Source organism: Dysgonomonas gadei ATCC BAA-286 (assembly GCF_000213555.1).
In the GTDB taxonomy this organism is placed as follows: Bacteria; Bacteroidota; Bacteroidia; order Bacteroidales; family Dysgonomonadaceae; genus Dysgonomonas; species Dysgonomonas gadei.
Window position 1 is genome coordinate 126,272 of the sequence record NZ_GL891986.1, and the last position, 25,414, is coordinate 151,685.

Here is a 25,414-nt window from a genome sequence, read left to right on the forward strand (position 1 = left end):
TTTTCCGTACCTTTGCACTACTAAATATAATTCAACTAACTAAAATAAAGATATCATGTTTTCAGGTATAGTAGAAGAGGCAGCAAAAGTGGTTTCGTTGCGTAAAGAGGCAGAGAATCTGCATATAACAATGGAGTGTTCATTTACCCATGAGTTGAAGATTGACCAAAGTGTCTCACACAACGGAGTATGTCTTACAGTAGTGAATATCGATGATAATAAATATACCGTTACCGCTATTAAAGAAACATTGGAATGTTCAAATCTCGGTTTGTTGAAGGTAGGAGATAAGGTCAACCTGGAACGCAGTATGTTGATGAACGGCCGCCTCGACGGACATATTGTTCAGGGACATGTAGACCAGACTGCAAAATGCGCTGAAATAAGGGAAGCCGATGGCAGCTGGTACTTCAAATTTGAATACGAGTTCGATCGTGAAATGGCAAAGAAAGGCTATCTGACAGTCGATAAAGGCTCAGTAACAGTAAACGGCGTCAGCCTGACCGTAGTTGACCCTACCAATAATACATTCGAAGTGGCTATAATACCTTACACATACGAACATACTAACTTCCACCAGTTTAAAGTAGGTAGTGTGGTAAATCTGGAATTTGATATTATAGGTAAATACATCAGTCGTATTACACAATTGTAATATGGATAAAGATTTTTTTTACAATCTTGTAAAACAACGCCAGAGCACCCGTGCTTATGATATTGCCCGCATGGTAGACCGTGAAATCATAAGCCGCATACTGGAAGCTGCCCGTCTGGCTCCTTCGGCCTGCAATGCGCAGCCGTGGCATTTTATCGTGGTAGATGACCCCGAACTGAAAAATAAGGTGGCAGATGCGGCCTCGGCCCGGTTGCTGGGTATGAATCATTTCACCAAACAAGCCCCTGTGCATATTATAGTAATAGAGGAGAAGGTGAATATAAGTTCAGGTATTGGCGGTATTGTGAAAGATAAACATTTCGCCTTTCTGGATATCGGTATTGCTGCTTCTCATATTTGCCTTGCGGCTGAAGCCGAAGGGCTGGGCAGTTGCATCCTTGGTTGGTTCGCCGAGTCAAAAATGAAAAAACTGCTGAATATCCCTGATAACAGACGTGTGGTACTCGATATTGTTATCGGCTATCCCGCACAGCCGTTGAGAGAAAAGAAACGCAAGCCTACAGAAGAAGTTATTTCCTATAATACTTACACTTAACCTAAAAAAAAATGAAAAAAAACCTCTTACTGGTACTTTTTATTATGGCAGTATGTTCTGCGAATGCCCAATTTCGTTTTGGTGTAACAGCCGGTGGAAATGTATCTAAAATTACAATGGAAGATGGCTTGGGTAACAATAACGGACTCTATAAATCCCGTATTGGATTTCAAGGAGGAGCAGTTGCCGAATACATGTTTTCCGATGTATTCGGACTGCAAACACGTTTGCTTTATACACAAAATGGCTCTAATATGGATAAAGAGAGGTTGAGCGAAGGCATGCGTATGACTAACGAAGAAGAAATACCTGAGGGTATGACTATGGGAGGACGTACAATTTACAACCAGATTCAGCTGCCTCTTTACGCAAAAGTAAAGTATCCGATCGCTCCGGGGCTGGACATATATGGACTGTTTGGCGGTTTTGCCGGATATATTTTTGATGGGAAGGCTAAGATGGAAGCAAAATTGAATGGTGTGACCCAATCCTTTACCTGGGATTTGTTTGATGTGCAGATTTTCGATGGCCAGTCGACAGAAATAAATCCTTATTATACAAAGAGATGGAATGCAGGTCTAGCTGTAGAACTGGGTTTTGAACTTTCAGATAAAATGTTTCTGGGAGTAGGATACAAGCGTATTCTGACAGAAATGTCAGCATATAGCATAGCCGGATACAGATTGAAAACGCATTTAGACGATTTTTCCCTGTCGGCAGGCTATTTCTTTTAAGCAATTACTAAATTATACAAATAAAAAAACTACATACGATTAATGGAAAAGAAGCATTGGATATTCCTTATCATATTCTTTATAGTAGGTATATGGTCGGGTATTAATCCTTACGAAACGGGACTGTGGTTTCTCGAAGCGGGAATGTGCATTGTCGGTGTGGCTATACTAGCCTTTACCTTTAAGCGGTTCAGGTTTACGGATATGACCTATGTTTTTATCCTCATCCATCTTATCATCCTTTTTGTAGGGGCGCATTATTCCTATGCTAAGGTTCCTTTATTCGACTGGATAAAAGAAGCATTTGACCAAAGCCGCAACAATTATGATAAAGTAGGGCATTTTGCGCAGGGCTTTATTCCGGCAATGATTACCCGCGAATTGCTTATTCGTCTCAATGTGCTCAAAAAACGTTCATGGCTGCCATTTATCGTTATTTGTATCTGCCTTGCCATCAGCGCTTTTTACGAATTGATCGAGTGGTGGGTAGGTGCATTGTCTGACGACGAGGCTGACGATTTTCTCGGTACTCAGGGATATGTCTGGGATACACAGTCGGATATGTTTTGCGCCATGTTTGGGGCCATCTGTATGCTGATATTCTTTTCGAAATTACAGGATAAGCAAATTAGCAGGCAGGCAAATTAACAAATGAATTCATCATTATTAATTCTTAATTAACACAATGACTCTTTCTCAGAAACAACAGGGACATCTTATTATGCTTGTTGTGATGACAGTTTTCGGACTGAATATTCCCATCAATAAGTATCTGTATAGTACCGGACTTCTTACTCCTATGGCTATGACAATGCTGCGTATGGGTTTTGCTGCCATTGCCTTTTGGGTAGTGTCGTTATTCACGAAAAAAGAAAAAGTAGACAGACGGGATTTACTCATACTGTGTATAGGTGGTATTTCGGGCATGCTCATCAATCAGAGTCTCTTTGCATACGGTCTTGGGCAAACATCATCTGTGGATGCATCTATAATAACTACCAGTGGCCCTTTGTTTGCCATGATACTGGCGGCTGTATTACTCAAAGAACCCATTACATTCAAAAAAGCAGGCGGTGTGCTGCTCGGTGGACTTGGAGCGATATTTCTGGTTTATACGTCCAATCAGGTGGTTACTCCCGGGCAGGGATCAGCCCTTGCAGGGGATATCGCCGTGCTTAGCGCGCAACTGTTTTATGCATTTTATCTGGTAATTACACGTCCGTTGTCGACTAAGTACTCTCCCATAACGATGATGAAATGGATGTTTTTCTTTGCCGCCCTGATCAATCTGCCTGTCAGCTATAATGCTGTATTTACCGCGCAGCTGTTCCGTCAGCCCGATATAATGCCGTATCTGATGCTATCATTTACATTGCTGGGCGCTACATTTTTTACTTATATGATGATTCCCTTAGCTCAGAGGCGTATAAGGCCTACAACTATTTCCATGTATAATAATATGCAGCCACTCATTGCTTCCGGCGTAGCCATATATATGGGAATGGACCGGTTTACATTCGAAAAACTGCTGGCCGCCATATTAATCTTCGGAGGAGTATATCTGGTGACGGCCAGTAAATCAAGAGCCGATGTAGAACGGGAGTCCAAAATAGAACAACAATAGGCTTGTATTCTGGTTTTCTGAAAAATAAGCTGTATTTTTGCACAGATTTTAAGGTCGCAGACCTATTTATTGCTTTAGTAGGCATGCCAACAACTGGAAGGCTATGTTTGAATAAAGGTGAATAAATACTTACTCTTACTTAATACATACACAATGGACAAAGTTAGCAACCGCATAAAGTATTGCTGTTTCGGCCTTATATTCCTGGGGCTGGTAATCAGGCTGCTTTTATTCAAATATCATTCTACTGACTATGGCGGATTCCTTATTCACTGGATAGATCATATAAAGACATATGGCTTTGCCGGATTTAAGGACGATTTCTATAATTATGCACCTACATATATCTATATGCTTGCTATTGTGGCAAAAACAGATATATACCCCTTGTACGGAATCAAGATATTGTCGGTCATATTCGACTTTATAGCCGCGTATTTTCTTTCGCAGATTGTTTTCCATGTAACAAAGAAAGAGTCTTTCAAGTGGATTGCATTTGCTTTGGTATCAGTACTTCCTACTATTATACTCGATGGCTCATTCATGGCGCAATGTGATTCTATTTACGTATCGGTAATACTGGCTAGTGTTTATTTTTTACTGAAACGGAACAATCCGGCCTCTGTGATCCTTCTCGGGCTGGCATTTGCCCTGAAAGCTCAAACGGCAATTGTGCTGCCATTCTTCTTCGTATATATGCTTAGGGGAGGTATAAAATGGTATTATTTTTTGCTTGTACCCGTTGTGTTTGTCATTATGATTATCCCTGCATGGCTTGCCGGTAGGCCGTTTCTCGATCTATTGCTGGTTTATAAGATGCAATCGGAATATTATGAAGGTATAGTAGGATTCTTTCCTAATATCTATGTGTGGATACAGCAACTTATCAATTACGATAAGAATATTGGTATGATATTCACTATGCTGCTTACTCTTACAGGAGGGTTTATCCTCTGCCGGAAGAAGTATATATTTTCACTCGAATCGTGGATACAATTACTCTTTATCAGTGCGATTGTTTGTCCGTTTTTCTTGCCGGGTATGCGCGAGCGTTACATGTTTTTGGGCGATGTAGTGGCGGTTGCCTATATCCTTATGTTCCCTAAAAAGATGTATTTACCGATAGGGATAATATTCATATCGTTCTTCTCCTACATCAGGTGTTTTTACTACTTCGCGCCTTTTGCCGATTATCCGCAGGCTGTGTTTTCTTTCTTCGAGTTTATTCCGTGGAGGCTGATGGCGTTGGTATATTTTACAATAATTGTGCTGACAGTGATAGACTTTATAAGGACTTTGCAGAATAACAAGCCGGAAGATGAATTTGTGATGGGAGACAAAGCAAACCCAAATTAATTGTCATCTGCAAAATAAAGCGTATTTTTGTACCTTGATTGAAAATGTTAAAGTAAATTATAGTAATTCAAACTTATAACAGCCAGTCGTTGTTATACTTGGGTGGCTAATAAATAGGGTCGGTGACCATTGTTGATAAAAATGAAAAAGATACAAATTATATGCTTGTTCCTGCTATTGCCTTTTGCCTGTTCAGCTCAGTTTATAGGTGTCGGGGCGCAGTATGCAGATGCCAAGGGTAAAGGAAACGATTTCCAGTTTGCAGCTAATGCATCCTTTCCGGTATGGCATAAGAAAAATCCGCTGAATTCGTTCGTGTCCAGTGGTGTGGATTATACAGGAGGAAGTTCTCCGGTCGCAGGGTTGAACTTGAAGCCTATACAATTGACTTCTTTCCTGAGCGAATCTTTATTTAATAATAACAAAGCGACAATTCTGGTTGGCTGTGATGCCGGGTATATCTTCAATTTCAGGCATGGAAAGGACGGAATTGTGATTACTCCGAATGTATATGCCGATTATAAATTCTTTTTTGTAAAGGCAGGTTATGATTTTAATGTGACGGGGAATGAGCAGCAATTTTTTGTCAGAGCTGGATTTTGCTTTGGCATGGGAACATTTAAAAATTTTGTGAAGACAGAAATCTGGTAGATAGATAATAATGAAAATAGCAGCATTGGTATCGGGCGGGGTAGACAGTTCCGTAGTTGTACATCAGCTAAAGGAACAAGGTTACGACCCTACCATATTTTATATACGCATAGGAATGGAAGATGAGCAGGGTTATATCGATTGCCCTGCCGAAGAAGATATTGAAATTACAACCTATATAGCAAAGAAGTATGGTTGTAAGATGGAGGTTGTGTCCCTGCATGAGGAGTATTGGGAAAATGTGGTGAGTTATACAGTCGATGCGGTAAAGCGTGGACTGACTCCCAATCCGGATATGATGTGCAACAAAATGATTAAGTTTGGATGCTTTGAGCAAAAATGGGGGCACGAATTTGATAAGATTGCAACAGGACATTATGCAACAACTACTGAACTGAACGGCAAGACATGGCTCTCTACTGCAAAAGATCATGTGAAAGACCAAACCTACTTTCTCGGGCAGATAGATTATTTACAAGTGTCGAAATTGATGTTTCCTATAGGTGATCTGCTCAAGAGTGAGGTACGCGCTATTGCCGCTCAACAGGGATTGCCATCGGCCCAGCGTAAAGATAGTCAGGGTATTTGTTTCCTAGGCAAAGTAAATTATAATGACTTTATTCGCCGCTATCTGGGAGAACGCAAAGGTAAGATTGTGGAATTGGAAACAGGGAATGTTCTAGGCAAGCATGATGGTTATTGGTTTCACACTATCGGCCAACGTCGGGGTTTGAAGCTGAGTGGTGGCCCGTGGTTTGTGATAAAGAAGGATACGAAACGCAATGTCGTTTATGTTTCTAATGGCTATGATCCTGAAACACAATATGGGAAAGTGGTAAATCTTGCAGGCTTTTCATTTATCACAGAAGATATCTGGGGAGATTTTGAAGGTAGGAAAGACATCACTTTCAAAATACGGCATACCCCTGAGTTTACCCATGGCTATATAGAAAAAATAGGAGATCTGTATCGCATCCACTCCGATGAAAAGATACAGGGTATTGCCGCCGGACAGTTTGGCGTAGTCTATGATGCCGATTCCAAATTGTGTATTGGCAGCGGGATGATAGCCAATGACGAGACTTAAGATAAGTATATCAGCAAAGAACTTATAACCATAATCCATAAACATCCATGTTTCTCTTTGATGACCTAGCTAAAATCCAGCTTGTCGATGTAATCGAATTTCTGGGGACGATTGCGTTTGCTATCAGTGGTATCCGTCTGGCTTCGGCTAAACGGTTCGACTGGTTCGGAGCAATAGTAATCGGTTTTGTTACCGCTACCGGAGGTGGTACATTGCGCGACCTGTTGCTGGATGTGCCTATATTCTGGACACAGGCCAGCCGGTATATCTGGTGTACACTGTTTGCCTTTCTTATTGTACTGTGTTTCCGTAAATTTCTGGTACATCTCAATAATACCATTTTCTGGTTCGACTGTATCGGGCTGGGACTATTTGTTGTAGTAGGTTACGAAAAAGCTCTGGCTCTCGATTATCCGGTTTGGGTATGTGTGTCTATGGCTACTATAACAGGTATAGTCGGAGGTATGATACGGGATATTCTGATAAATGAAGTCCCTATTATTTTTACGCAGGAGCTTTATGCTGTAGCCTGTATCTTGGGCGGAATTTTGTTTAGCATCCTTCATTATCTCAATGTGGATTTGGCGGTAATAGAAATCTCTACGGCTGTATTTGTTGTAGTGATAAGAGTATTAGCTACAAAATATCGGCTGAAACTACCTATATTAAAAGGAGAGGATTAGTTAATAAACATGATGATTCTCACTGTTGTAGACAATATTAGACGGATAAATGAGTTATATTTGTGTATTAATTAATGATTGTTAAGTAACAGGTGACAACATCTTGAAAAGATATATTTACTATACATTAGGTTCGATAATATTACTCTCATATTTAGCTTCGTGCAAATCGGTTAAACTGGAAGATGCCGATAAGAAATTTGCACAGGGCGAGTATTTTGTTGCTGCCGATATGTACCGTAAAATATACCGTAAAACACCGGCAAAAAAACGTGAATTGCGTGGTGAAGTAGCTCTTCGTATGGCTGAAAGCTACCGTCTCATAAATTACCCGATGAGAGCAAATGCGGCATATGCAAATGCTATACGCTACAAGGTGAACGACAGTACGGTAACCCTTCAGTATGCACGTTCTCTTCACAAGGCAGGCGATTATAAGCAGGCGGCAAAATATTATCAGGAATTTCTTCAATTATATCCGGGAAATCAATTTGCCCTGAATGGTCTGGAAGGTACGCGACTGGCTCCGCTATGGAAAGCCAAGCCCACGCTACATCCCGTCAAACGTATGGACTTGTTTAACTCCAACAGAGGCGAATTCAGCCCCATGCTTCTGCCTCCCGATTACGATCAGGTTTATTTCTCATCCAATCGCAAAGAAGCTACAGGTGATACTATCAGCGGGATAACAGGGGCAAAACTGAATGATATTTTCATGTCCCGGAAAGATGAAAATGGTAACTGGATGAAGGTCGAGCATGTCGAATCAACAATTAATACAGAATCGGATGAAGGAACGCCATCTTTTACCACAACAGGGACAACAATGTACTATACACATACTCCGGTTCCCGATTCGGTAGGAATATTCTTCCCGGGTATTTATGTGTCGCAACGTTCGGGCGGATCGTGGAGTGCAGGTACTAAACTGGATATAGGCAGAAAGGATACACTCAGTGTGTATGCCCACCCTACAATAAATTCGACGGGAGATGTGCTCTATTTTGTATCCGACAGGGCAGGCGGGTATGGAGGAAAAGATATATGGAAAGCTACTTTAGTTGGTGATCTTGTCGAATCTGTTCAAAATCTTGGGCCGGATATAAATACGGCAGGAGACGAAATGTTCCCTTATCTGCGCAATGATTCCACCCTTTACTTTTCATCGGACGGACACCCGGGGATGGGAGGTCTGGATATATTCAGGGCATCTTATAATTCTGTAACCGGACGATGGACTCCGGAGAATATGCAGTTTCCTGTCAATTCGCAGGCTGATGATTTCGGCATAACCTTTGAAGGAGAGAGGGAAAGCGGGTTCTTTAGTTCCAACCGTGGCGACGGGAAAGGCTTCGACCATCTCTATTCGTTCGAATATCCTGTAATCAAGACGCTTGTTGAGGGCTATATAGTAGATACCGATGATGAGTTTGTCACCAATTCCACTATCCGCATCGTAGGCCGCGACGGAACGAATAAAAAGTTTCCTGGTAAGAATGACGGGACTTATACTCTCAATGTCGCGCAGGGTGTTGATTATGTATTCCTTGCCAGTGGCACAAATTATCTGAATACCCGCATGTCATTGAAGACAGTGGAGATGGAAAAGGATTCCACTTATCTGGTCGATTTTATTCTGACTCCGATAAATAAGCCTGTGGTGTTGGAGAATATATTCTATGATTTTGATAAAGCTACTTTACGTCCCGAATCGAAAGAGGAACTGGATGGGTTGATAGATTTACTCAATCTGAATCCGAATGTAACCATAGAATTATCGGCGCATACCGACCGTAAAGGTTCGGATGAATATAATAACAGATTGTCGCAACGTAGAGCTGAGTCAGTGGTCAATTATCTGATTACACATGGCATAGCCAAAGATCGCCTGACTGCAGTAGGTAAAGGAAAGGCCCAGCCAAAAAACGTAACCAAAGCGGTTGTCAAGAAATATGATTTTCTGAAAGAAGGAGAGGTCTTGACTGAGCAATTTATACAGGAGTTGCCGCCTGAACAGCAGGATATGGCCGATCAGGTAAACCGTCGTACAGAGTTCAGAGTATTGAGTATAACTTATAATTTGGAATAGATGAAAAGATTTATCCTGTCTTTTTTACTCTTTGCTGTATCTTTTGTCTTTTTGCAGGCGCAGGAACTGAATGCCAAACTGACTATAAATACACAACAGGTCCCATCTGCCGATAAGCAGTTGTTCTCTTCTCTGGAGTCTGAGCTCAATAAGTTATTAAACGAACAGAAATGGACAGATGCCAATTTTAGCAGGGATGAACGTATAAGCTGCAATGTAAATATAACTGTAACTGGTTTTTCGCCTTCAGATAATAATTATACCGCCGAAATACAGATTACATCCCAGCGTCCGGTTTATAATTCGTCCTATGTAACTTCTCTGATAAATTACAGGGATACTCAATTTGATTTTAACTATTCATCCGGTTTGTCGCTGGATTTTAATAACACGGCAGTTAGCAATAATCTCGTTGCTGTGATCTCGTTTTATGCTTATATTATTATTGGTTTCGATTTCGATTCCTTTTCTCTGAATGGAGGCAGGCCCTATTTTAGTAAGGCCATGGAGATAGCCAATATGTCGCAATCTTTAGGTGTGAGAGGGTGGGAGCCATTCTCCGGAAAGAATAATAACAGATATGATTTAGCACTAGCGCTTACAGAAGAGAGTTCCTCTTCTTTCCATAGTTTCTGGTATAACTATCATCGCATGGGATTGGACGAGATGGCCGCAAATCCGTCGCGTGGAAGGATACGTATTATAGAATCTGTCAGTGATGTACGTAAGTTATATGATGCCCGCCCGTCCTCGATATTACTTAGTATTATCGCTGAAACGAAGATAGATGAAATCGTCCGTGTATCTTCTCAGGCTACAACGGAGGAAAAGCAAAGTATGAAAAAAACATTGAGCCAGATGTTCCCTACCAAGAGCTACAATATAAATATGCTGAAGTAATATAAAGTAACGGCGTAAAAAATGGTTGGTGCTTTTTTGCACCGTTACTTCTTATATTTAGAACTTACAGCCAATACGTACCAACAGATTTCCATAAGGTTCGTAAGCATCGAATCCAGTTACCGAGGAGGACTCCTTATCACTTATTAATGATATATTATGGCGATAACCTGCTCCTATAAAAAAGATTTCGCCGCGTTTGAGTCTGAAACCCAGATCCAACGTTCCCATCGGTCCGTAGTAAAGCGTATTGTATCCACTCCCGACCATACCTCCAAGAACTATATGAGCGGCAGGTATTACATATATTTTACCGAAACAGAAAGGTAACTGCCCGCCTGCAAAAGCATTGACGCGGAATAAGGTACTTTTGGAAAAATCGGCATCTGTAGCAGGAGTTTCCGGTTTACCCGTGATTACCGGATGATTTTCAAGCCATTTTACCTGATCGATATATTTCGCGGAGGCAAAACCGAGATCGGCACCATAAGTAAGAAATTTGTACTTGGAAGTCCTGATCCCCAAGCCGAACTGAGTACCATATATGTCTTCCGTAGGAATGGCCGCTTCAAGGGAAAGAATCATTTCACCATCAAAGTCATTTGTCAGTAAACTTCTTTTTTTCGATTTTATTACCTTTCCATCTATAACCAGTTCATTATTACCTCTATGCGGATCGTAATTCGTTATAATAGTACCGATATTGTCAAAATCCCACTTTTCCTGGCGCATGTGTTCGCAAAGCGTAGGATCATCGAACAAATAATGTGATACGCCACTCCTGAAAGCTGAGCCTTCGAACTTGATACCTTCTTTCAGAGCAACGTTTACTAAGGCTTTACCTCCTTCTTTGAGCATATATACAGGAAAACTTGGCTGTATGATAGCTCTGCTTGTCCCGGTGTTTATCACTTGTCGTGTTCCTTCCAGCTTAACAGTACCGTCCGGATTGAGGCTATAACGCTCAGCGCCGATATAAGCCGAAGCATACCGGCCCTCTGCGACCTGTAATACCCATATAGTGCTTGTCCTTCCAAACACTTTTTTTATCGGCATATACCTTACAACTTGGTGGTTGCCGGCATATTCAAACACTATTTTGTCTACATCCGTAGCATTGATAGAGAGTTCGGTGGTATTATCCTGTCCTTTGAACAGTACTGATTTACTTGATGGCCGGGGCATTGTAATATAACCTGTCTTTTTCTCCCCGTTTGAGAGAAAAACAGTTCCTTGATACGTATTGCTTATACCATCCAATGATAGTTTGTTGGTTCCACAACTGTAAAATAAGAGAACAAGGCTAATAAACAGAGGTAGTTTGTGTAATTTGCTAGTTTTCATGTAATAATAGTTTTGTTTAGTGTCAATTTCTGCGCAAGAATAAGGTTACAATATTATAAATAAAAAGTAAATTATAAATATAAATAACTAAGTTATTTTTATTATTTAATGATTCAACTCTTATTACTTCTCCTCCTGAACTCCGCACATACTATGGCTGTCGCTATCGCTACATTCAGCGACTCGGAAGTTGTATTTCCTTCAGGATAATTGGGTATGTAAAGTTTCTTTGTAATCCGTTTCTCTATCTCGGGACGGATACCATTGCCTTCATTACCCATTACAATAATGCCGTGAGGGGTAATATCCTGTTCATACATATTTTTGCCGTCCAATAGCGTTCCGTAAACCGGGATGTGTTTATTATTATCCAGAAAGCCGGCTAAATCGACATGATGGATAGTAACTCGTGCGAGTGCTCCCATTGTGGCCTGCACTACTTTCGGATTGTAAATATCGGCTGTATCGTGTGTACAAAATATATGTTTTATTCCGTACCAGTCGGCCAAACGGACTATCGTTCCCAGGTTACCGGGGTCTTGTATGCCATCGAGAGCAAGTACGAGCTGATTATTAATATCAATAGCTTCCGGATGTTTAGGTTGATAGAAAACGGCAAGCACCTGTTGCGGATTTTGGAGAAAACTGGCTTGTGCGAGCTGGCTTTCATTCACTTCTATAACTTCTTCAATGTCTGTAATATTCAATTCAGATAAGAAGCCGGGTAGTGCGACCAGTAGCTGACACTTCATATAGGGGAGTAAATCGCTCACCAGTTTATTACCTTCTGCGATGAAAGTTCCATATTCAGACCTGAATTTTTTCTCTTTCAGCGAACGGATATATTTTAATTTATTTTTGCTTAGACTCATTTGTTTACATGTAATTCATAGACTGCCGACTGAAGCAATTGATACAATATGTTTTTATATCAGTCACCCAAATAGTTGAATGATACGCCTTCATATCCGACTCTTTTTCTTAAATTAAACAGTTTCTTGCAACAAAACTACAAAAAGAAACAATTAAAACCCTAAATTTGTCGTTCATTTGATAAATGCTAAGGTCACAGACCTGTTTATTACTATTGTATCTACAACAGTAATAGTTGATTACGACTAGATTACGTTGCTTTGAATACAGTCTTTTACTTATATTTGTTAGGTTGCCAATGAGGTATAAAATAATAGTTTTTGCGCTTGTAATTAGTTTTTGCGCCATTTTTATTCAATCCTGTAGTTCCACGAAATTTGTTCCTGACGGAGAATATTTGCTGGAGAGCGCTACCGTAAAGAGCGATAAGAAGGTTATACCAACCTACGAAATGGAGACGTATATAAAGCAGAAGCCGAACTATAAGACTTTTTCCATCTTTAAATTACCCCTTTTTATATACAATCTTGCCGGGACGGATACCACCAAATGGATAAGCCGCACATTGATACATGCGGGTGACCCGCCGGTGCTTTATGATAGTTCGATGGTACATCTGACCGTGAATAATCTGGAGAGGATAATGACGAACAAAGGGTATTTGAATGCCGAAGTAGCACCAATTATCGATTTGGATAAAAAGAAGGCGAAGATAACATATGATATAAAAGCCGGAGAACCTTACCGAATCAGTGATTATAGAATAGATGTCAATGACAGTATCATATCCAACCCGCTACTGATAACGCCTCCATCACGTAAAAATGAGAATAAGGATGGTATGATACGGCCTCCTCTGGGTATAGATTCTATACTGAAAAGAAATACCCTGGTAAAGAAAAATTCGATTTTCGACCTCGATATGCTTGATCAGGAAAGGGATCGTATCTCCTCCATTTTCAGGAGAGCGGGTTATTTTGCCTTTAATAAGGAATATATAGGTTTCGAAGCTGATACTACAATGGGTAAAAACAATGTAGAGTTGGATCTTGCTATATATCCTTTTGTTCAGGGAGGAAATGGCGGTAACCAGACTAATCCTGTGCCACATCGTCAATACAGGGTAAAGGCAGTAGAATTCTATGTTGATTATAATCCTCTGGAGGATGGGAATCTGTCCCAATATAAGGAGACAACGGTATATGAAAGAGGTGGATATAAAATAAAATACGGGCCCAGAGGGGAATATATCAAGCCTAACGCGATCCTTAATAATTGCTATATTACACCGGGAAGCTTGTATAATGAAACCCTGACAACGATGACATACAGTGCCTTGTCGCAGTTGAAAATTCTCAAAAATGTCAATATTGCCTGGGAAAATGATTCTACGGACTTACGTTGTATAATCACATGTGTACCGGATAAAAAGCAAGGGATCTCGGCAGAGATAGAAGGTACCAATTCAGGAGGCTTCTTCGGTCTGGGCGCAGGAGTGGGTTATCTGCACCGGAACGCATTTAAAGGTTCGGAGTTATTTAGTGCCCGTTTGCGTGGTTCTTATGAAGCTATTACACCTAATTTTTCCAGTTTTTATAAAAATTATTTTGAGATCGGCGGAGAAACTTCTCTTACATTTCCCCGTTTTATGTTCCCGTTTCTTAAGCGTGATTTCCGGCGTAGTATACACGCTTCTACACAATTCAATACGAGTTATACCTTTCAGCGGAGACCGAATTTTTTCACTCGCACTGTTTTGTCGGGAGGAGTAAAATATATATGGCAAGATAGGCGATTATCCTTGAACAGGCATGTATTCGATCTGATAGATATCAGTTATGTGCATTTGCCTAAAAGTTCATTAGATACTACATTTTACAATGAGCTGTCTGCAGCAGCGCAGCAATATAGCTTCAATGACCATTTTATTATGAGTATGGGGTATACATTTTCCCGCTCAAATGTAGCTAGTCCTACCAGACGAAACCAGCCTGTCTATTCATTGCGTGCATCCATAGAGACGGCGGGTAATGCGCTGGCCCTTGCCGCGGCTATTGCCAATGCGGAACCTAACGAGATGGGTTCCAAACAGGTATTTGGAACTAATTTTGCCCAGTATGTCAAAGGAACAGTTGATTATAGTAAAACATATCAGGTGGATGAGAAGAATTCTTTTGCATGGCATGTGGGAGGAGGTATCGCCTATCCGTATGGAAACAGTGAACAGATACCTATACAGAAACGGTTCTTCTCCGGCGGTGCCAACAGTGTAAGAGGATGGTCGATCAGAGAACTGGGGCCGGGTTCGTACTATTTTAAGCCATCGGAAACCGGAAACGAGAAAGACAACTTTTATTACCATTCGGGAGATATTCGTTTCGATGCCAGTCTGGAATATCGTAGTAAACTCTTCTGGGTACTGGAGTTGGGAGCCTTTGTAGATGCCGGGAATATATGGACGGTAAAAGAGTATGAGAAACAAGAAGGAGGAGTCTTTAAAGTGGATAGGTTTTACAAAGAAATAGCTGTTGCATGGGGGCTTGGACTTCGCTTCGACTTCGATTATGTCCTGATTCGTCTCGATTGCGGTTGGAAGGCATACGACCCATCCGGTGATCCTAAAACAAAGAGATGGCCAATCTCGGAACCTTTCAAAATCAGGAAGAATACTGCCTGGCATATCGCAGTGGGGTATCCATTCTGATGCTTTCCTGCAAATGAGTAAAAGAAAGTATAACTGCCTCACCGCTTCTTTTAATTCTTTTTAGGCAATATGTTTTAACAAAGTTAGTTTATAAGACGTACATTTGTTGATGAATAACTAAATGAATATCTGTTGATGAAAAAGATACTCCTGCCCTTATTTATTATTGGTCTTACGCTCAATCTGACAGCTCAGACATACGAAGATATGGTGAGTCGTGCAATGGACTATGTAGAGCAGAATGATTATGCAGCTGCGGAACAGGCAATGAAGGCCGCTTTGCGAAAAGAACCGACCAATCCTAATAACCCCATGCTAATGGTAAATCTGGGAACTATACAACGTAATCTGGGAGAGCTCGATGAGGCTCTGATCTCATATAATGTCGCTATAGAGAAATATCCTGATGCACCTTTCATCAGGCACAACAGGGCTGCACTTTATTGTGAGATGAACAAGTTCGACGATGCACTGAAAGATTACAACACAATACTTGCAACCGATCCGAAAGATTTAGAAGCATTGTATCGTAGAGGATTGATTTATATCAGCAATAGAAATCTTTTCGCGGCAGAAGAGGATTTTGAAAAAATTATAGAATTATACCCCGAAAATCTGAATGGCAAAATGGGGATAGCAGCTATAAAAAAACGCAGATCGGAATGGAAAGAAGCTGAAGAAATGTATGCCGACCTGATTTATAAACATAAATCGAATGCTGATCTGTATTATAACCGTGCCGAATGCTATTTGAGACTTAATAAACTGGCCAGTACAGAGAACGACATAAAGAAAGCGTTGGAACTTGGCTATGATGGCGCGCCTATCTATATTCTGAGGGGACAACTAAGGTTGGCTCAATATGAGAAACGTTTAGCCCGGGAAGATTTTCTTAAGGCTAAAGAACTGGGTGCAGATGAAAGTATTATAGAGGATTTTTTACGGCTTTGTAAATAAGTATGGTTCAATTACATTGGTTATTTTTGAGTCGTCTACACTCCTATATTGTTAATTCGTGACTCGGCATAATCAAAATAAATTTTGCTTCTGCTCTCGCTACTTAAAACGTTCGTTTTTTTTTACACATAACGCCTATCCCTGTTTACAACTTGCAACCTTATCTCATTACTGCCGCGCCCTTCCGGGCTTGTCCTTACTTTTGGCATTGCCCAAAAGTAAGCAAAAAGCTAGCGCTTCGATCCTCAGCGACCCACAACCGATTTGCCGGCTGAAAGTGACAAACGGGCTATCGCCCAGTCCCTTTCTACGCCGTCTGCACCGTGTGGGTGCCCCGCCTGCGTCACTAATGCGCGAGGGCTGACGCACGTGGGGCTAACGCCTGAAGAACCTTTGTCCTGTCGTCGCATCGCGATTCCGGCCTCGTCCCGCAGGCGGGGTACCCAATCCGTAAAGCAGAGGTGTAGGATAAAATACGGTAGCTGCTATACCCTGCTGATAATTCGGCTAAAGATGACTCCGTATTATTTTGACCCACCGAAGCTGCGGCTTTGGGTCGCCGGGGGATGCAGCCTTGATTTTTTGTTTCGTTTTGCATCAAGGCTAAATGAATTGGAGCGAAGCGGAATTGAAAATCGGCGTTAGCCAAATACAAGACGGCAGGCGCGTTAGAGAAAACGAACGATTTTATATTTCAAATCATCATTAAATCCAAAATCATTTATCTATACTATAAAAACCTTATGGCAAAGTATAATGAAGAATCAGTAGAAAAAATCGTATCATTGATAGAAGATGATTTTTGTTCGGTGGCTGAAATATGCAGGGTAATGGGTATCAGCCGTAAAACATTTTACACGTGGAAAGACACCAAGCCCGAACTGGCGCGGGAAATATCCAAAGCCGAGAATCATCGGGAGGAAAGAACACGCCAGATGTTGTATTCGTCCCTGAAAAAACGGCTCGACGGCTATATCATGATTGAAGAAAAAGAAATTTACCTGCCTGATCCGGGTAATCCGGAGGGAGTATCCTTACAATCGAAAACGATAAAACGGAAGAATTGCCTGCCCGATCTGCGTACCATAAAGCTGCTGTTGGACAGGCAGGATAAGCGAAGTCTTTCCCGCCCTCCACAAGAGGAGGGGAAAGACGGTTCATGGAAAAGTGTGGAAAACAGTAGAATTGGAACATTCGAAAAAAACGAAGAGCCGGAGGTTGAATCCGCCCTTGCGCCATCTGAGATACCGGAGGTGGAAGATGATATGGAACAGGCCATAGCAGGGAATAATGATGAAGATAGCAGTGAGATTGACGAAGCAGAAATGAATGAATATTTTGAGCGAATGGATAATGCCTTTGCCGTCCGTCAGGAAATAAAGCGGAGACTGATTACCAATAATAATCGAAAGGCTGTAAGCCAACAGAATAAAAGGAAAAAGAGACGTAGAAAATGAAATATGTAACAGGTGAAAAAAGTGGAAAAAGTGTTACTTTTGTTACCTTTTAATAAGTAGTAAGTATTGAGTAATAAGTTGAAAGTTATATGAGATACGAGTAGACAAGATACGAGATACAAGTTGTTAACTGTTAACTGATGACTGTTAACTGTTGGCTGCTATCTGAAATAGCACCAATTTTCATCGGTTTATCCTAACCTCATAGAGTTATAAATGAGAATATTCACAAAAAAATCATATATTTGCGTCTTAAAAAATTTTCAATTCTTATACCTAAAATGAAAAGATTACTTTTTACACTGTTACTTTTTATAATATTCACTCATTATACAAAATCGCAGGTATACGATAAAAACTGCTATTTCGGGTTTACTTTCGATGTAAGCGAAAATAAAAACTGGGGATACGGCGAGTTGATTATCACAGAGGTAGAACCTAACTCTCCGGCTGAGAGAGCAGGAATAAAGATAGATGACATCATAATGGAAATAAACGGAAAGGCTACTTATCTCCGCGACAATCAGACGATAGCCAATTGGCTGTTTGAAGATATGTATGCCCCAACTGTTACATTTACCATACGGAATATGAATGCATACTTCAAAGAGTATACTCTCTCGCGTAAATGCATCGCTACAAATTCGGTAAGTGAAATGGAATTATCTAAAATCTTTTCGTTTTACAGTCTCGAAAACACCAGCGAACGAATATTCACCCTCCCATTGTATGTGCAACCCGATAAAGATGTCGACTTCTACGATTATCATACCTACGATTTCTATAAAGACGGCAAACCCGTACCTGCTATCGATAGCCAGATAACTGCCCTGTTGGCAAAAGATCTGGAAGCGAAAGGCCTTGTCCGGGATACATCCGACCCTGACATAGTGGTGCAGGCTTATTATAATTATGAGCCGAATACAAAATTCACAGGATTGAATAACCCGAATTATGCACCGGGAACATGGCGGTTCGATGTAGACAAGCAACAAATGGTATTATTACCTATATTCGATACTAACGAACCTAATGTTGACAAAGCTGCCCAATACATAGTGGAATATGGATTCAGCTTCTACGACCGCAAATATATTAACCCATCAAAACTGACACAGATATGGGATTGCAATATAAAAGATTATCTATCTTCGAAATATACACTGGAGGAATATGTCAGGCTACACACTCCGCTTATGCTAAAGCAATTTCCATATTCGGCACCGAAAACAGAGGCACGATACAAAGTGGATTTTAACAGGTATAATTATACAGGGATGTACTTCGATGCGGATGATCTGGTTACTGTAAAAGACGTAGATATGGATTCTCCTGCTTACCAGGCAGGGATACGTCCCGGATATGTCATAAAAAAGATTAACAACAGGAAATTTGAGCATACTAAAGAAAGTCTGTCGGAAGCCTATAAACGCTTTATTGCCGAAACAATGGTATTCCGCGATCAGGCTACCCGGTTTACCAATGCAGGAGGATATACAGAATGTATGCTCTGGAATGTAGGATACTATCCCGAAATAGCTAAGGAACTGAACAAAACCCAATACCTTGCTCAATTTTCTTATCTGTACGATTTCGAGAAGTATGTGAATAGCAAATCGGACAACAGGATTACTGTAGAAGCTTGGGATGGAATGCAAAACAGGGTATTCAGTGTAACGCCTGAGATAAGGAAGTCTGTTGTTATAAAAGCATTGTAGATACAGACTCCGATCCCATCCGAACGACTAATGCTAAAACAGGAAGTTTTATATAAACTTTATTTTTAGTATAAGATGTGATTTAACCCACTATTAACACCTATCTATTATAAAATCAGGCTAAAAAGTTGTACCTTTGCGCCCGGTTTTCGGTTATGATTTCATAACTGATTTATCTATATATAAAGTATACAAAGAAAGAAAAGATGATAACAGTTTCAAATTTAGGTATTCAGTTTGGTAAACGTGTATTATTTCAAGATGTGAATCTGAAGTTTACAAGCGGTAATTGCTATGGCATAATAGGAGCCAATGGCGCAGGAAAATCCACTTTCCTGAAAATTCTGAGTGGAGAAAAAGATGCAACCAGCGGAACTTTTGCCCTGGGGCCAGGTGAACGGCTTTCTGTATTGGCGCAGGATCACTTTGCGTTCGACAGCCAGTCGGTGATGGATACCGTATTACAAGGGCATACAGTACTTTGGGATATAATGAAAGAAAAAGATGCATTGTATGCTAAAGAAGATTTTACAGATGCTGACGGTATCAAAGCCTCGGAACTGGAGGAAAAATTTGCGGAACTGGAAGGTTGGAATGCTGAAAGCGATGCTGCTATGCTGCTTAGCGGACTTGGAATTCCGGAAGAACTGCATTATCAGATAATGGGAGATATAAGCGGTAAACAGAAAGTGAGAATCCTTCTTGCCCGCGCGCTTTTCGGCAATCCGGACAATCTGTTGCTCGACGAGCCTACCAACGACCTCGATATAGAAACTGTGATGTGGCTGGAAAATTATCTTGCGAATGCAGAAAATACAATTCTGATCGTATCGCACGACCGTCACTTCCTCGACTCGGTATGTACTCATACTGTAGATATCGACTTTGGCAAGGTAACCATGTTTGCCGGTAACTACAGCTTCTGGTACGAATCGAGCCAGCTGGCACTACGCCAACAACAACAGCAAAACAAGAAAGCGGAAGAAAAGAAAAAGGAACTCGAAGAATTTATCCGCCGTTTCAGTGCCAATGTAGCGAAGTCCAAACAGACTACCAGCCGTAAGAAAATGATTGAGAAGCTGAATATCGAAGAAATTAAGCCATCGTCCCGTAAATATCCGGGTATTATCTTTAGCCCGGATCGTGAGCCGGGAAATAAGATACTGGAAGTAAACGGGCTAAGCAAGTCTATCGAAGGCAAGAAACTGTTTGATAATGTAAGTTTCAATATAGAGAAAGAAGATAAGGTAATTTTCCTGTCAAGAGATCCGCGTGCCATGACCGCTTTCTTCGAAATAATAAACGAATATGTACAACCTGACACAGGGACATTCAGCTGGGGACAGACTATAACTCCGGCCTACCTGCCACTGGATAACAGCGATTATTTTAAAGATGACCTGAACCTTATCGACTGGCTTGCCCAGTTCTCTGACGATACCAGTGAGATTTACATAAAGGGCTTCTTAGGCAGAATGTTATTCTCCGGAGAAGAAGTACTGAAGAATACCAAAGTGTTGTCGGGAGGAGAGAAGATGCGTTGTATGATTGCCCGTATGATGATGAAAAGCGCAAATTGCCTTGTACTGGATTCACCGACAAATCATCTGGATTTGGAATCTATACAAGCATTTAATAATACACTTATACAATTCAAAGGTAATGTACTGATGTCTTCGCATGACCATGAATTCATACAAACGGTTTGTAACAGGGTGATAGAACTTACTCCGAACGGCACTATCGATAAAATCATGGACTATGACGATTATATCACGTCTGATGAAATAAAGGCTTTGAGAGAGAAGATGTATAAATAAATCCAATTATAAAAGGATGAGAACGGGTGTAGCTAAAACGCCCGTTCTACTATATAACTTAATATCGGAAACGTTCTTTGAAATATTGGCTTACAGTCTTTTACACAATTTCGGTTCTAAGCCTATCAAACAATGCTTACTAAGGTACGAAAGTTATTTCAGGCAAAACATAAACGGGTTTATCAGGATGCTTTGAAAGTATAATGAAGATTTCGCTTATATTATTATTCACTCTTCGCCTACAAGCATCGAATCCCTGTATCCAAGGAAGTAAAGGATACCATCCAATCCAACAGTGGATAATGATTGCTTAGCATTCGCCTTTACTTTAGGCTTAGCATGGAAAGCAATGCCCAGTCCGGCAATACCAAGCATAGGTAGATCATTGGCTCCGTCTCCGACTGCTACAGTCTGGCGCATATCTACTTTCTCTACCTGGGCCAATAAACGCAGTAGCTCAGCTTTACGTTTGCCATCGACAATATCGCCTACATAGTTTCCGGTAAGTTTACCATCTTCTATCTCAAGCTCATTGGCATACACATAATCGAACCCGTATTTCTCTTTCAGATAGTTGCCAAAATAGGTAAATCCTCCGGAAAGAATAGCCAGCTTACAACCACTCTTTTTCAATATGCGGATAAGGCGGGTCATCCCTTCTGTTATAGGTAGATTCTCGGCAATATCTTTCATCACGGACTCATCCAGTCCTTTGAGAAGGCTCACTCTTTTCTTGAAGCTTTCGGAAAAGTCGATCTCACCACGCATAGCCGATTCGGTAATGGCTTTCACCTCCTCTCCTACTCCTGCACGTTCAGCCAGTTCGTCTATCACTTCTGTCTGAATCAGAGTAGAGTCCATATCGAAACAAACCAGACGGCGCATACGGCGATACATGCTTTCTACCTGAAATGCGATATCGATACCCTGATCATCGGCAAGTTTCATAAAGTCATGCTTCAACTGCTGAACATCATCTACGGTACCTCGTATTGCCAGTTCTATGCATGCACGGCTGGGGCGTTCTTCTGTCTCCAGCGGAACACGTCCTGTTAGTCGTATTATCTTTTCTATATTGAGTTTGTACTTCTGACTTATTTGCGCTACAGCCGATATCTGGCTGGGGCTAAGTGTACGCCCTAGCATGGTTACAATATAGCGATTCTTTGTACCTTGCATGCATACCCAGCGCATATACTCTTCTTTGCTAATAGGAGAAAAGCGGATGATAACACCTACTTCTGTTGCTTTAAAAAGGAGATCTTTGATTACCTCTCCCGCATTTTTTGCTTCAAACATAATCGCCAACGACAACGAATGATGTATATTGGCTTGACCTATATCAAGAATATTCGCGTTATGTTTTGCCAATACGGCAGTTAGAGCTGCTGTCACACCGGGTTTATCCTCTCCGGACAGACTAGCTAGTATTATTTCTGAATCTTCCATATCAAGAGAACTTCTTTCTTATAATATCGGGGTTAATTAATAGAGCCGAGTAATGCCTGCTCGGCTGACACCACTTTTCTGAAATTGAACTGACCAATGACTTGTTGCTTCAATAAGTCTATATGGTCGTTGTATAAATTACCTATACTGCCTTCGTGTGTATGGTTCACTTTCTTATTATGGCTGAAGTTTCCTTTTTCGATATCTAAACCTACCTGTTTATACGCATCTCGGAAAGGAACGCCCTCCAACACCAATCTATTCACCTCTTCTACACTGAATATGAGAAGATATTTACGATCATCAAGTATATCTTCATTTATCTTCACCTCATTCATCATACGTGCCACCATATGCAAACAATCATTCATTTCCTCAAATGATGGAATGAATAGTTCTTTGATAATCTGCAAATCGCGGAAATATCCTGAAGGAAGGTTATTTATTATCAAAGTTATATCATTAGGTAATGCCTGCAGCTTGTTGCATTTAGCACGTGTCAGCTCAAATACATCGGGGTTCTTCTTATGTGGCATAATGCTCGAGCCTGTTGTATATTCATCAGCTAATTTGATAAATCCAAAGTTCTGGCTATTATACAAACATGCATCATATGACAGCTTCGATAATGTGCCTGCTATACTTGCTATGGCAAATGACACTATACGCTCCATCTTGCCCCGCCCCATTTGAGCATAAACCACATTGTAGTCCATAGAATCAAAACCTAACAAGTCTGTGGTCATTTGCCTGTTCAGAGGGAATGACGAACCATATCCGGCGGCCGAGCCCAAAGGATTCCGGTTACATATTTTATATGCCGCCAGAAGCAATTGCAGGTCATCTACCAGACTTTCGGCATAGGCTCCAAACCATAATCCGAATGACGACGGCATCGCGATCTGCAAATGAGTATATCCCGGCATCAGGACATCTTTATATTTTTCGCTTTGGATAAGGAGAACATCAATCAGGGCTGTAACAGAGTCAACAAGTGTATGAATCTGATCCCGGGTAAAGAGCTTCAAGTCTACTAGTACCTGATCGTTGCGGGAACGTCCGCTATGTATCTTTTTGCCTATATCTCCCAATCTTCTGGTAAGCATCAATTCCACTTGCGAATGTACATCCTCTATTCCATCCTCTATCTCAAACTTGCCGGCAACTGCTATGCTATAAATTTCTTTCAGTTCCTTAAGAAGAACCGATAATTCATCTTTGGTAAGCAACCCGATAGACTCAAGCATTGTGATATGAGCCATAGACCCAAGTACATCATATGGAGCAAGATATATGTCCAACTCCCTGTCATGCCCTACTGTATAAGACTCTACATCTTTATTTACCTGAACACTCTTTTCCCAAAGTTTCATTCTTTATTCTATTGTTCCTTTATTCAATATATCGTTGTAGGGTAGTCCGGCCAAACCTTCGGCCACTTTGTCCAATCCTGCCTGCAATGGTTTACTAACCATTGGTTTCAAAAATGGATTCAAATCTGCTTTTATGGTTAGCTTCATTTTAGTTTCAGCGCTATTGATTGATACTAATTGTATCCACATAGTCACACCAAAAGGTAATTGCTCGGCCTGAAACTTAATAGTCTTATTAGGTTCACGCTCTACCACTACAAATCTGATCTTACCTACAGGATCGACAGATACAGTACATGAATCGGTATCGAAAGTAAAATCTTTGACTTTATCCTGAGGTATTATATTTTTGGCTAATTCCAGATTGTTCAGATCGGAAAGCACTGTATAGACATCCGCATCAGAATGCGGGATCGTCTTTATCTCACTAACAAATTCTGTCATGCAATTTTTACCAGTTTATTTCCAATCGGCGGGAGCCTTTCTCCATTCCTGCAAAGTTTCAAGATCAGATTCGGCAATATAGTCTATTCTCAAAGCTTCGTCTAAAACGGCATCATAGTTGGTCAATGTCAATAGCTGAACACCTGCAGCATTAAACTTCTCTGTAGCAATAGGGAAACCATAAGTGAAGTTAGCAACCATACCGATAACATCCGAGCTGTCGCGACGGATAGCTTCCACGGCCTTCAAGCTACTGGAGCCAGTAGATACAAGATCTTCTACAACAACAACTTTACTTCCGGGCTTCAATTCACCTTCTATCAGATTTTCTAATCCATGATCTTTCGGTGTTGAACGAATATATACAAAAGGCAATCCTAATGCATCGGCGACTAATGCTCCGGGAGCAATAGCACCTGTAGCCACTCCTGCAATCGCATCTACCTCCGGAAAGTTTTCTATAATCAAACGGCTAAGTTCGATTTTTATAAATGTGCGTATTCTGGGATACGATATCAATTTTCGATTATCACAATAGATCGGTGATTTCCAGCCCGAAGCCCATGTAAATGGATTGGATGGCTGTAGTTTGATGGCTCTGATACTAAGAAGCTTCTCAGCTGTCAGTTTTTCTAAAGTGTTCATATTTATCTTTTCTAAATAACAACAATCAACATTATCTGGCTACAAATATACAATTAATAGGTAGAATAAAAGAAAATATAACATAAAGAAAATGTGAATAAAATATAGACTCTCCCACTATTTTGGTGGATATAACGTCCAATACCAGGCATATGATTGGGAATATACCAGTAAATATTTTCTACTATTTAAGAGGGTAATTAATAATAAAATCAATGGGAATTACCCTTTTCGGATAACTCCCATTGTATATAAAAGTCGTATTGGTGGATATAGCCGAAACTCCGTAAAACAG

General features: G+C 40.8%; 22 protein-coding genes. 16 read left to right on the forward strand and 6 right to left on the reverse strand.

What is annotated here, in order from left to right; genetic code table 11:
- The first annotated feature begins 55 nt into the window (after positions 1-55).
- The 11 genes from HMPREF9455_RS14400 (at position 56) to porD (ending at position 10,335) form a co-directional block, all read left to right on the forward strand.
- Positions 56-655 carry a riboflavin synthase gene (locus HMPREF9455_RS14400; protein ID WP_006800453.1) on the forward strand — a complete coding sequence of 200 codons (600 nt, stop codon included), beginning with the start codon at positions 56-58 and terminating at the stop codon, positions 653-655.
- A 1-nt stretch (position 656) separates the two neighbouring features.
- Positions 657-1,211, forward strand: a complete 555-nt coding sequence (locus tag HMPREF9455_RS14405) for a nitroreductase family protein (RefSeq protein WP_006800454.1) — start codon at positions 657-659, stop codon at positions 1,209-1,211.
- A gap of 11 nt (positions 1,212-1,222) precedes the next feature.
- A complete protein-coding gene (locus tag HMPREF9455_RS14410) occupies positions 1,223-1,945 on the forward strand; it encodes a porin family protein (RefSeq protein ID WP_006800455.1) in 723 nt (240 codons plus the stop codon).
- A gap of 42 nt (positions 1,946-1,987) precedes the next feature.
- Positions 1,988-2,593 (forward strand): DUF2238 domain-containing protein, encoded by a 606-nt coding sequence (locus tag HMPREF9455_RS14415; RefSeq protein ID WP_006800456.1) that lies wholly within the window; start codon positions 1,988-1,990, stop codon positions 2,591-2,593.
- Positions 2,594-2,630: 37 nt separating this feature from the next.
- Positions 2,631-3,569: a DMT family transporter gene (locus HMPREF9455_RS14420; RefSeq protein ID WP_006800457.1), complete on the forward strand. Its 939-nt coding sequence runs from the start codon at positions 2,631-2,633 to the stop codon at positions 3,567-3,569.
- Positions 3,570-3,722: 153 nt separating this feature from the next.
- Positions 3,723-4,925 (forward strand): hypothetical protein, encoded by a 1,203-nt coding sequence (locus HMPREF9455_RS14425; protein WP_006800458.1) that lies wholly within the window; start codon positions 3,723-3,725, stop codon positions 4,923-4,925.
- A gap of 141 nt (positions 4,926-5,066) precedes the next feature.
- Positions 5,067-5,576: a hypothetical protein gene (locus HMPREF9455_RS14430; RefSeq protein WP_006800459.1), complete on the forward strand. Its 510-nt coding sequence runs from the start codon at positions 5,067-5,069 to the stop codon at positions 5,574-5,576.
- A 10-nt stretch (positions 5,577-5,586) separates the two neighbouring features.
- Positions 5,587-6,663: a tRNA 2-thiouridine(34) synthase MnmA gene (mnmA, locus tag HMPREF9455_RS14435; protein ID WP_006800460.1), complete on the forward strand. Its 1,077-nt coding sequence runs from the start codon at positions 5,587-5,589 to the stop codon at positions 6,661-6,663.
- A gap of 47 nt (positions 6,664-6,710) precedes the next feature.
- Positions 6,711-7,346 (forward strand): trimeric intracellular cation channel family protein, encoded by a 636-nt coding sequence (locus tag HMPREF9455_RS14440; protein ID WP_006800461.1) that lies wholly within the window; start codon positions 6,711-6,713, stop codon positions 7,344-7,346.
- Positions 7,347-7,449: 103 nt separating this feature from the next.
- Positions 7,450-9,435, forward strand: coding sequence for a PorE family type IX secretion system protein (porE, locus tag HMPREF9455_RS14445; protein WP_006800462.1), 1,986 nt, complete (start codon positions 7,450-7,452; stop codon positions 9,433-9,435).
- Positions 9,436-10,335, forward strand: a complete 900-nt coding sequence (gene porD, locus HMPREF9455_RS14450) for a type IX secretion system protein PorD (protein WP_006800463.1) — start codon at positions 9,436-9,438, stop codon at positions 10,333-10,335.
- A 57-nt stretch (positions 10,336-10,392) separates the two neighbouring features.
- On the opposite strand, the gene HMPREF9455_RS14455 is transcribed toward porD, so the two are convergent.
- Together HMPREF9455_RS14455 and HMPREF9455_RS14460 are read right to left on the reverse strand one after the other, a co-directional pair.
- Positions 10,393-11,679: a hypothetical protein gene (locus tag HMPREF9455_RS14455; protein ID WP_006800464.1), complete on the reverse strand. Its 1,287-nt coding sequence runs from the start codon at positions 11,677-11,679 to the stop codon at positions 10,393-10,395.
- Between the two features lie 113 nt (positions 11,680-11,792).
- Positions 11,793-12,551, reverse strand: a complete 759-nt coding sequence (locus HMPREF9455_RS14460) for a TrmH family RNA methyltransferase (protein WP_006800465.1) — start codon at positions 12,549-12,551, stop codon at positions 11,793-11,795.
- Positions 12,552-12,850: 299 nt separating this feature from the next.
- Here HMPREF9455_RS14460 and tamL point away from each other — a divergent pair, with 299 nt between their 5' ends.
- The 5 genes from tamL (at position 12,851) to HMPREF9455_RS14485 (ending at position 21,208) form a co-directional block, all read left to right on the forward strand.
- Positions 12,851-15,256: a translocation and assembly module lipoprotein TamL gene (gene tamL / locus HMPREF9455_RS14465; RefSeq protein WP_006800466.1), complete on the forward strand. Its 2,406-nt coding sequence runs from the start codon at positions 12,851-12,853 to the stop codon at positions 15,254-15,256.
- 135 nt (positions 15,257-15,391) lie between these two features.
- Positions 15,392-16,213: a tetratricopeptide repeat protein gene (locus HMPREF9455_RS14470; RefSeq protein WP_006800467.1), complete on the forward strand. Its 822-nt coding sequence runs from the start codon at positions 15,392-15,394 to the stop codon at positions 16,211-16,213.
- 743 nt (positions 16,214-16,956) lie between these two features.
- Positions 16,957-17,670, forward strand: a complete 714-nt coding sequence (locus HMPREF9455_RS20775) for a transposase (RefSeq protein WP_006800468.1) — start codon at positions 16,957-16,959, stop codon at positions 17,668-17,670.
- A gap of 281 nt (positions 17,671-17,951) precedes the next feature.
- The gene (locus HMPREF9455_RS14480) at positions 17,952-19,388 is read left to right on the forward strand and encodes a PDZ domain-containing protein (protein WP_006800469.1); all 1,437 of its coding nucleotides are present in this window, start codon (positions 17,952-17,954) and stop codon (positions 19,386-19,388) included.
- Between the two features lie 206 nt (positions 19,389-19,594).
- The gene (locus HMPREF9455_RS14485) at positions 19,595-21,208 is read left to right on the forward strand and encodes an ABC-F family ATP-binding cassette domain-containing protein (protein WP_006800470.1); all 1,614 of its coding nucleotides are present in this window, start codon (positions 19,595-19,597) and stop codon (positions 21,206-21,208) included.
- 228 nt (positions 21,209-21,436) lie between these two features.
- Here HMPREF9455_RS14485 and serB read toward each other — a convergent pair whose 3' ends face one another.
- From serB to pyrE, 4 genes are read right to left on the reverse strand one after another with little or no spacing between them, the layout of a single operon-like run.
- Positions 21,437-22,657 (reverse strand): phosphoserine phosphatase SerB, encoded by a 1,221-nt coding sequence (serB, locus tag HMPREF9455_RS14490; RefSeq protein WP_006800471.1) that lies wholly within the window; start codon positions 22,655-22,657, stop codon positions 21,437-21,439.
- A 32-nt stretch (positions 22,658-22,689) separates the two neighbouring features.
- Entirely contained in the window at positions 22,690-24,030 is a 1,341-nt protein-coding gene (gene argH / locus HMPREF9455_RS14495) for an argininosuccinate lyase (RefSeq protein WP_006800472.1), read from the reverse strand.
- Between the two features lie 3 nt (positions 24,031-24,033).
- Positions 24,034-24,474, reverse strand: coding sequence for a hypothetical protein (locus tag HMPREF9455_RS14500; protein WP_006800473.1), 441 nt, complete (start codon positions 24,472-24,474; stop codon positions 24,034-24,036).
- 15 nt (positions 24,475-24,489) lie between these two features.
- Positions 24,490-25,119 (reverse strand): orotate phosphoribosyltransferase, encoded by a 630-nt coding sequence (gene pyrE / locus HMPREF9455_RS14505; protein ID WP_006800474.1) that lies wholly within the window; start codon positions 25,117-25,119, stop codon positions 24,490-24,492.
- Positions 25,120-25,414: the final 295 nt, after the last annotated feature.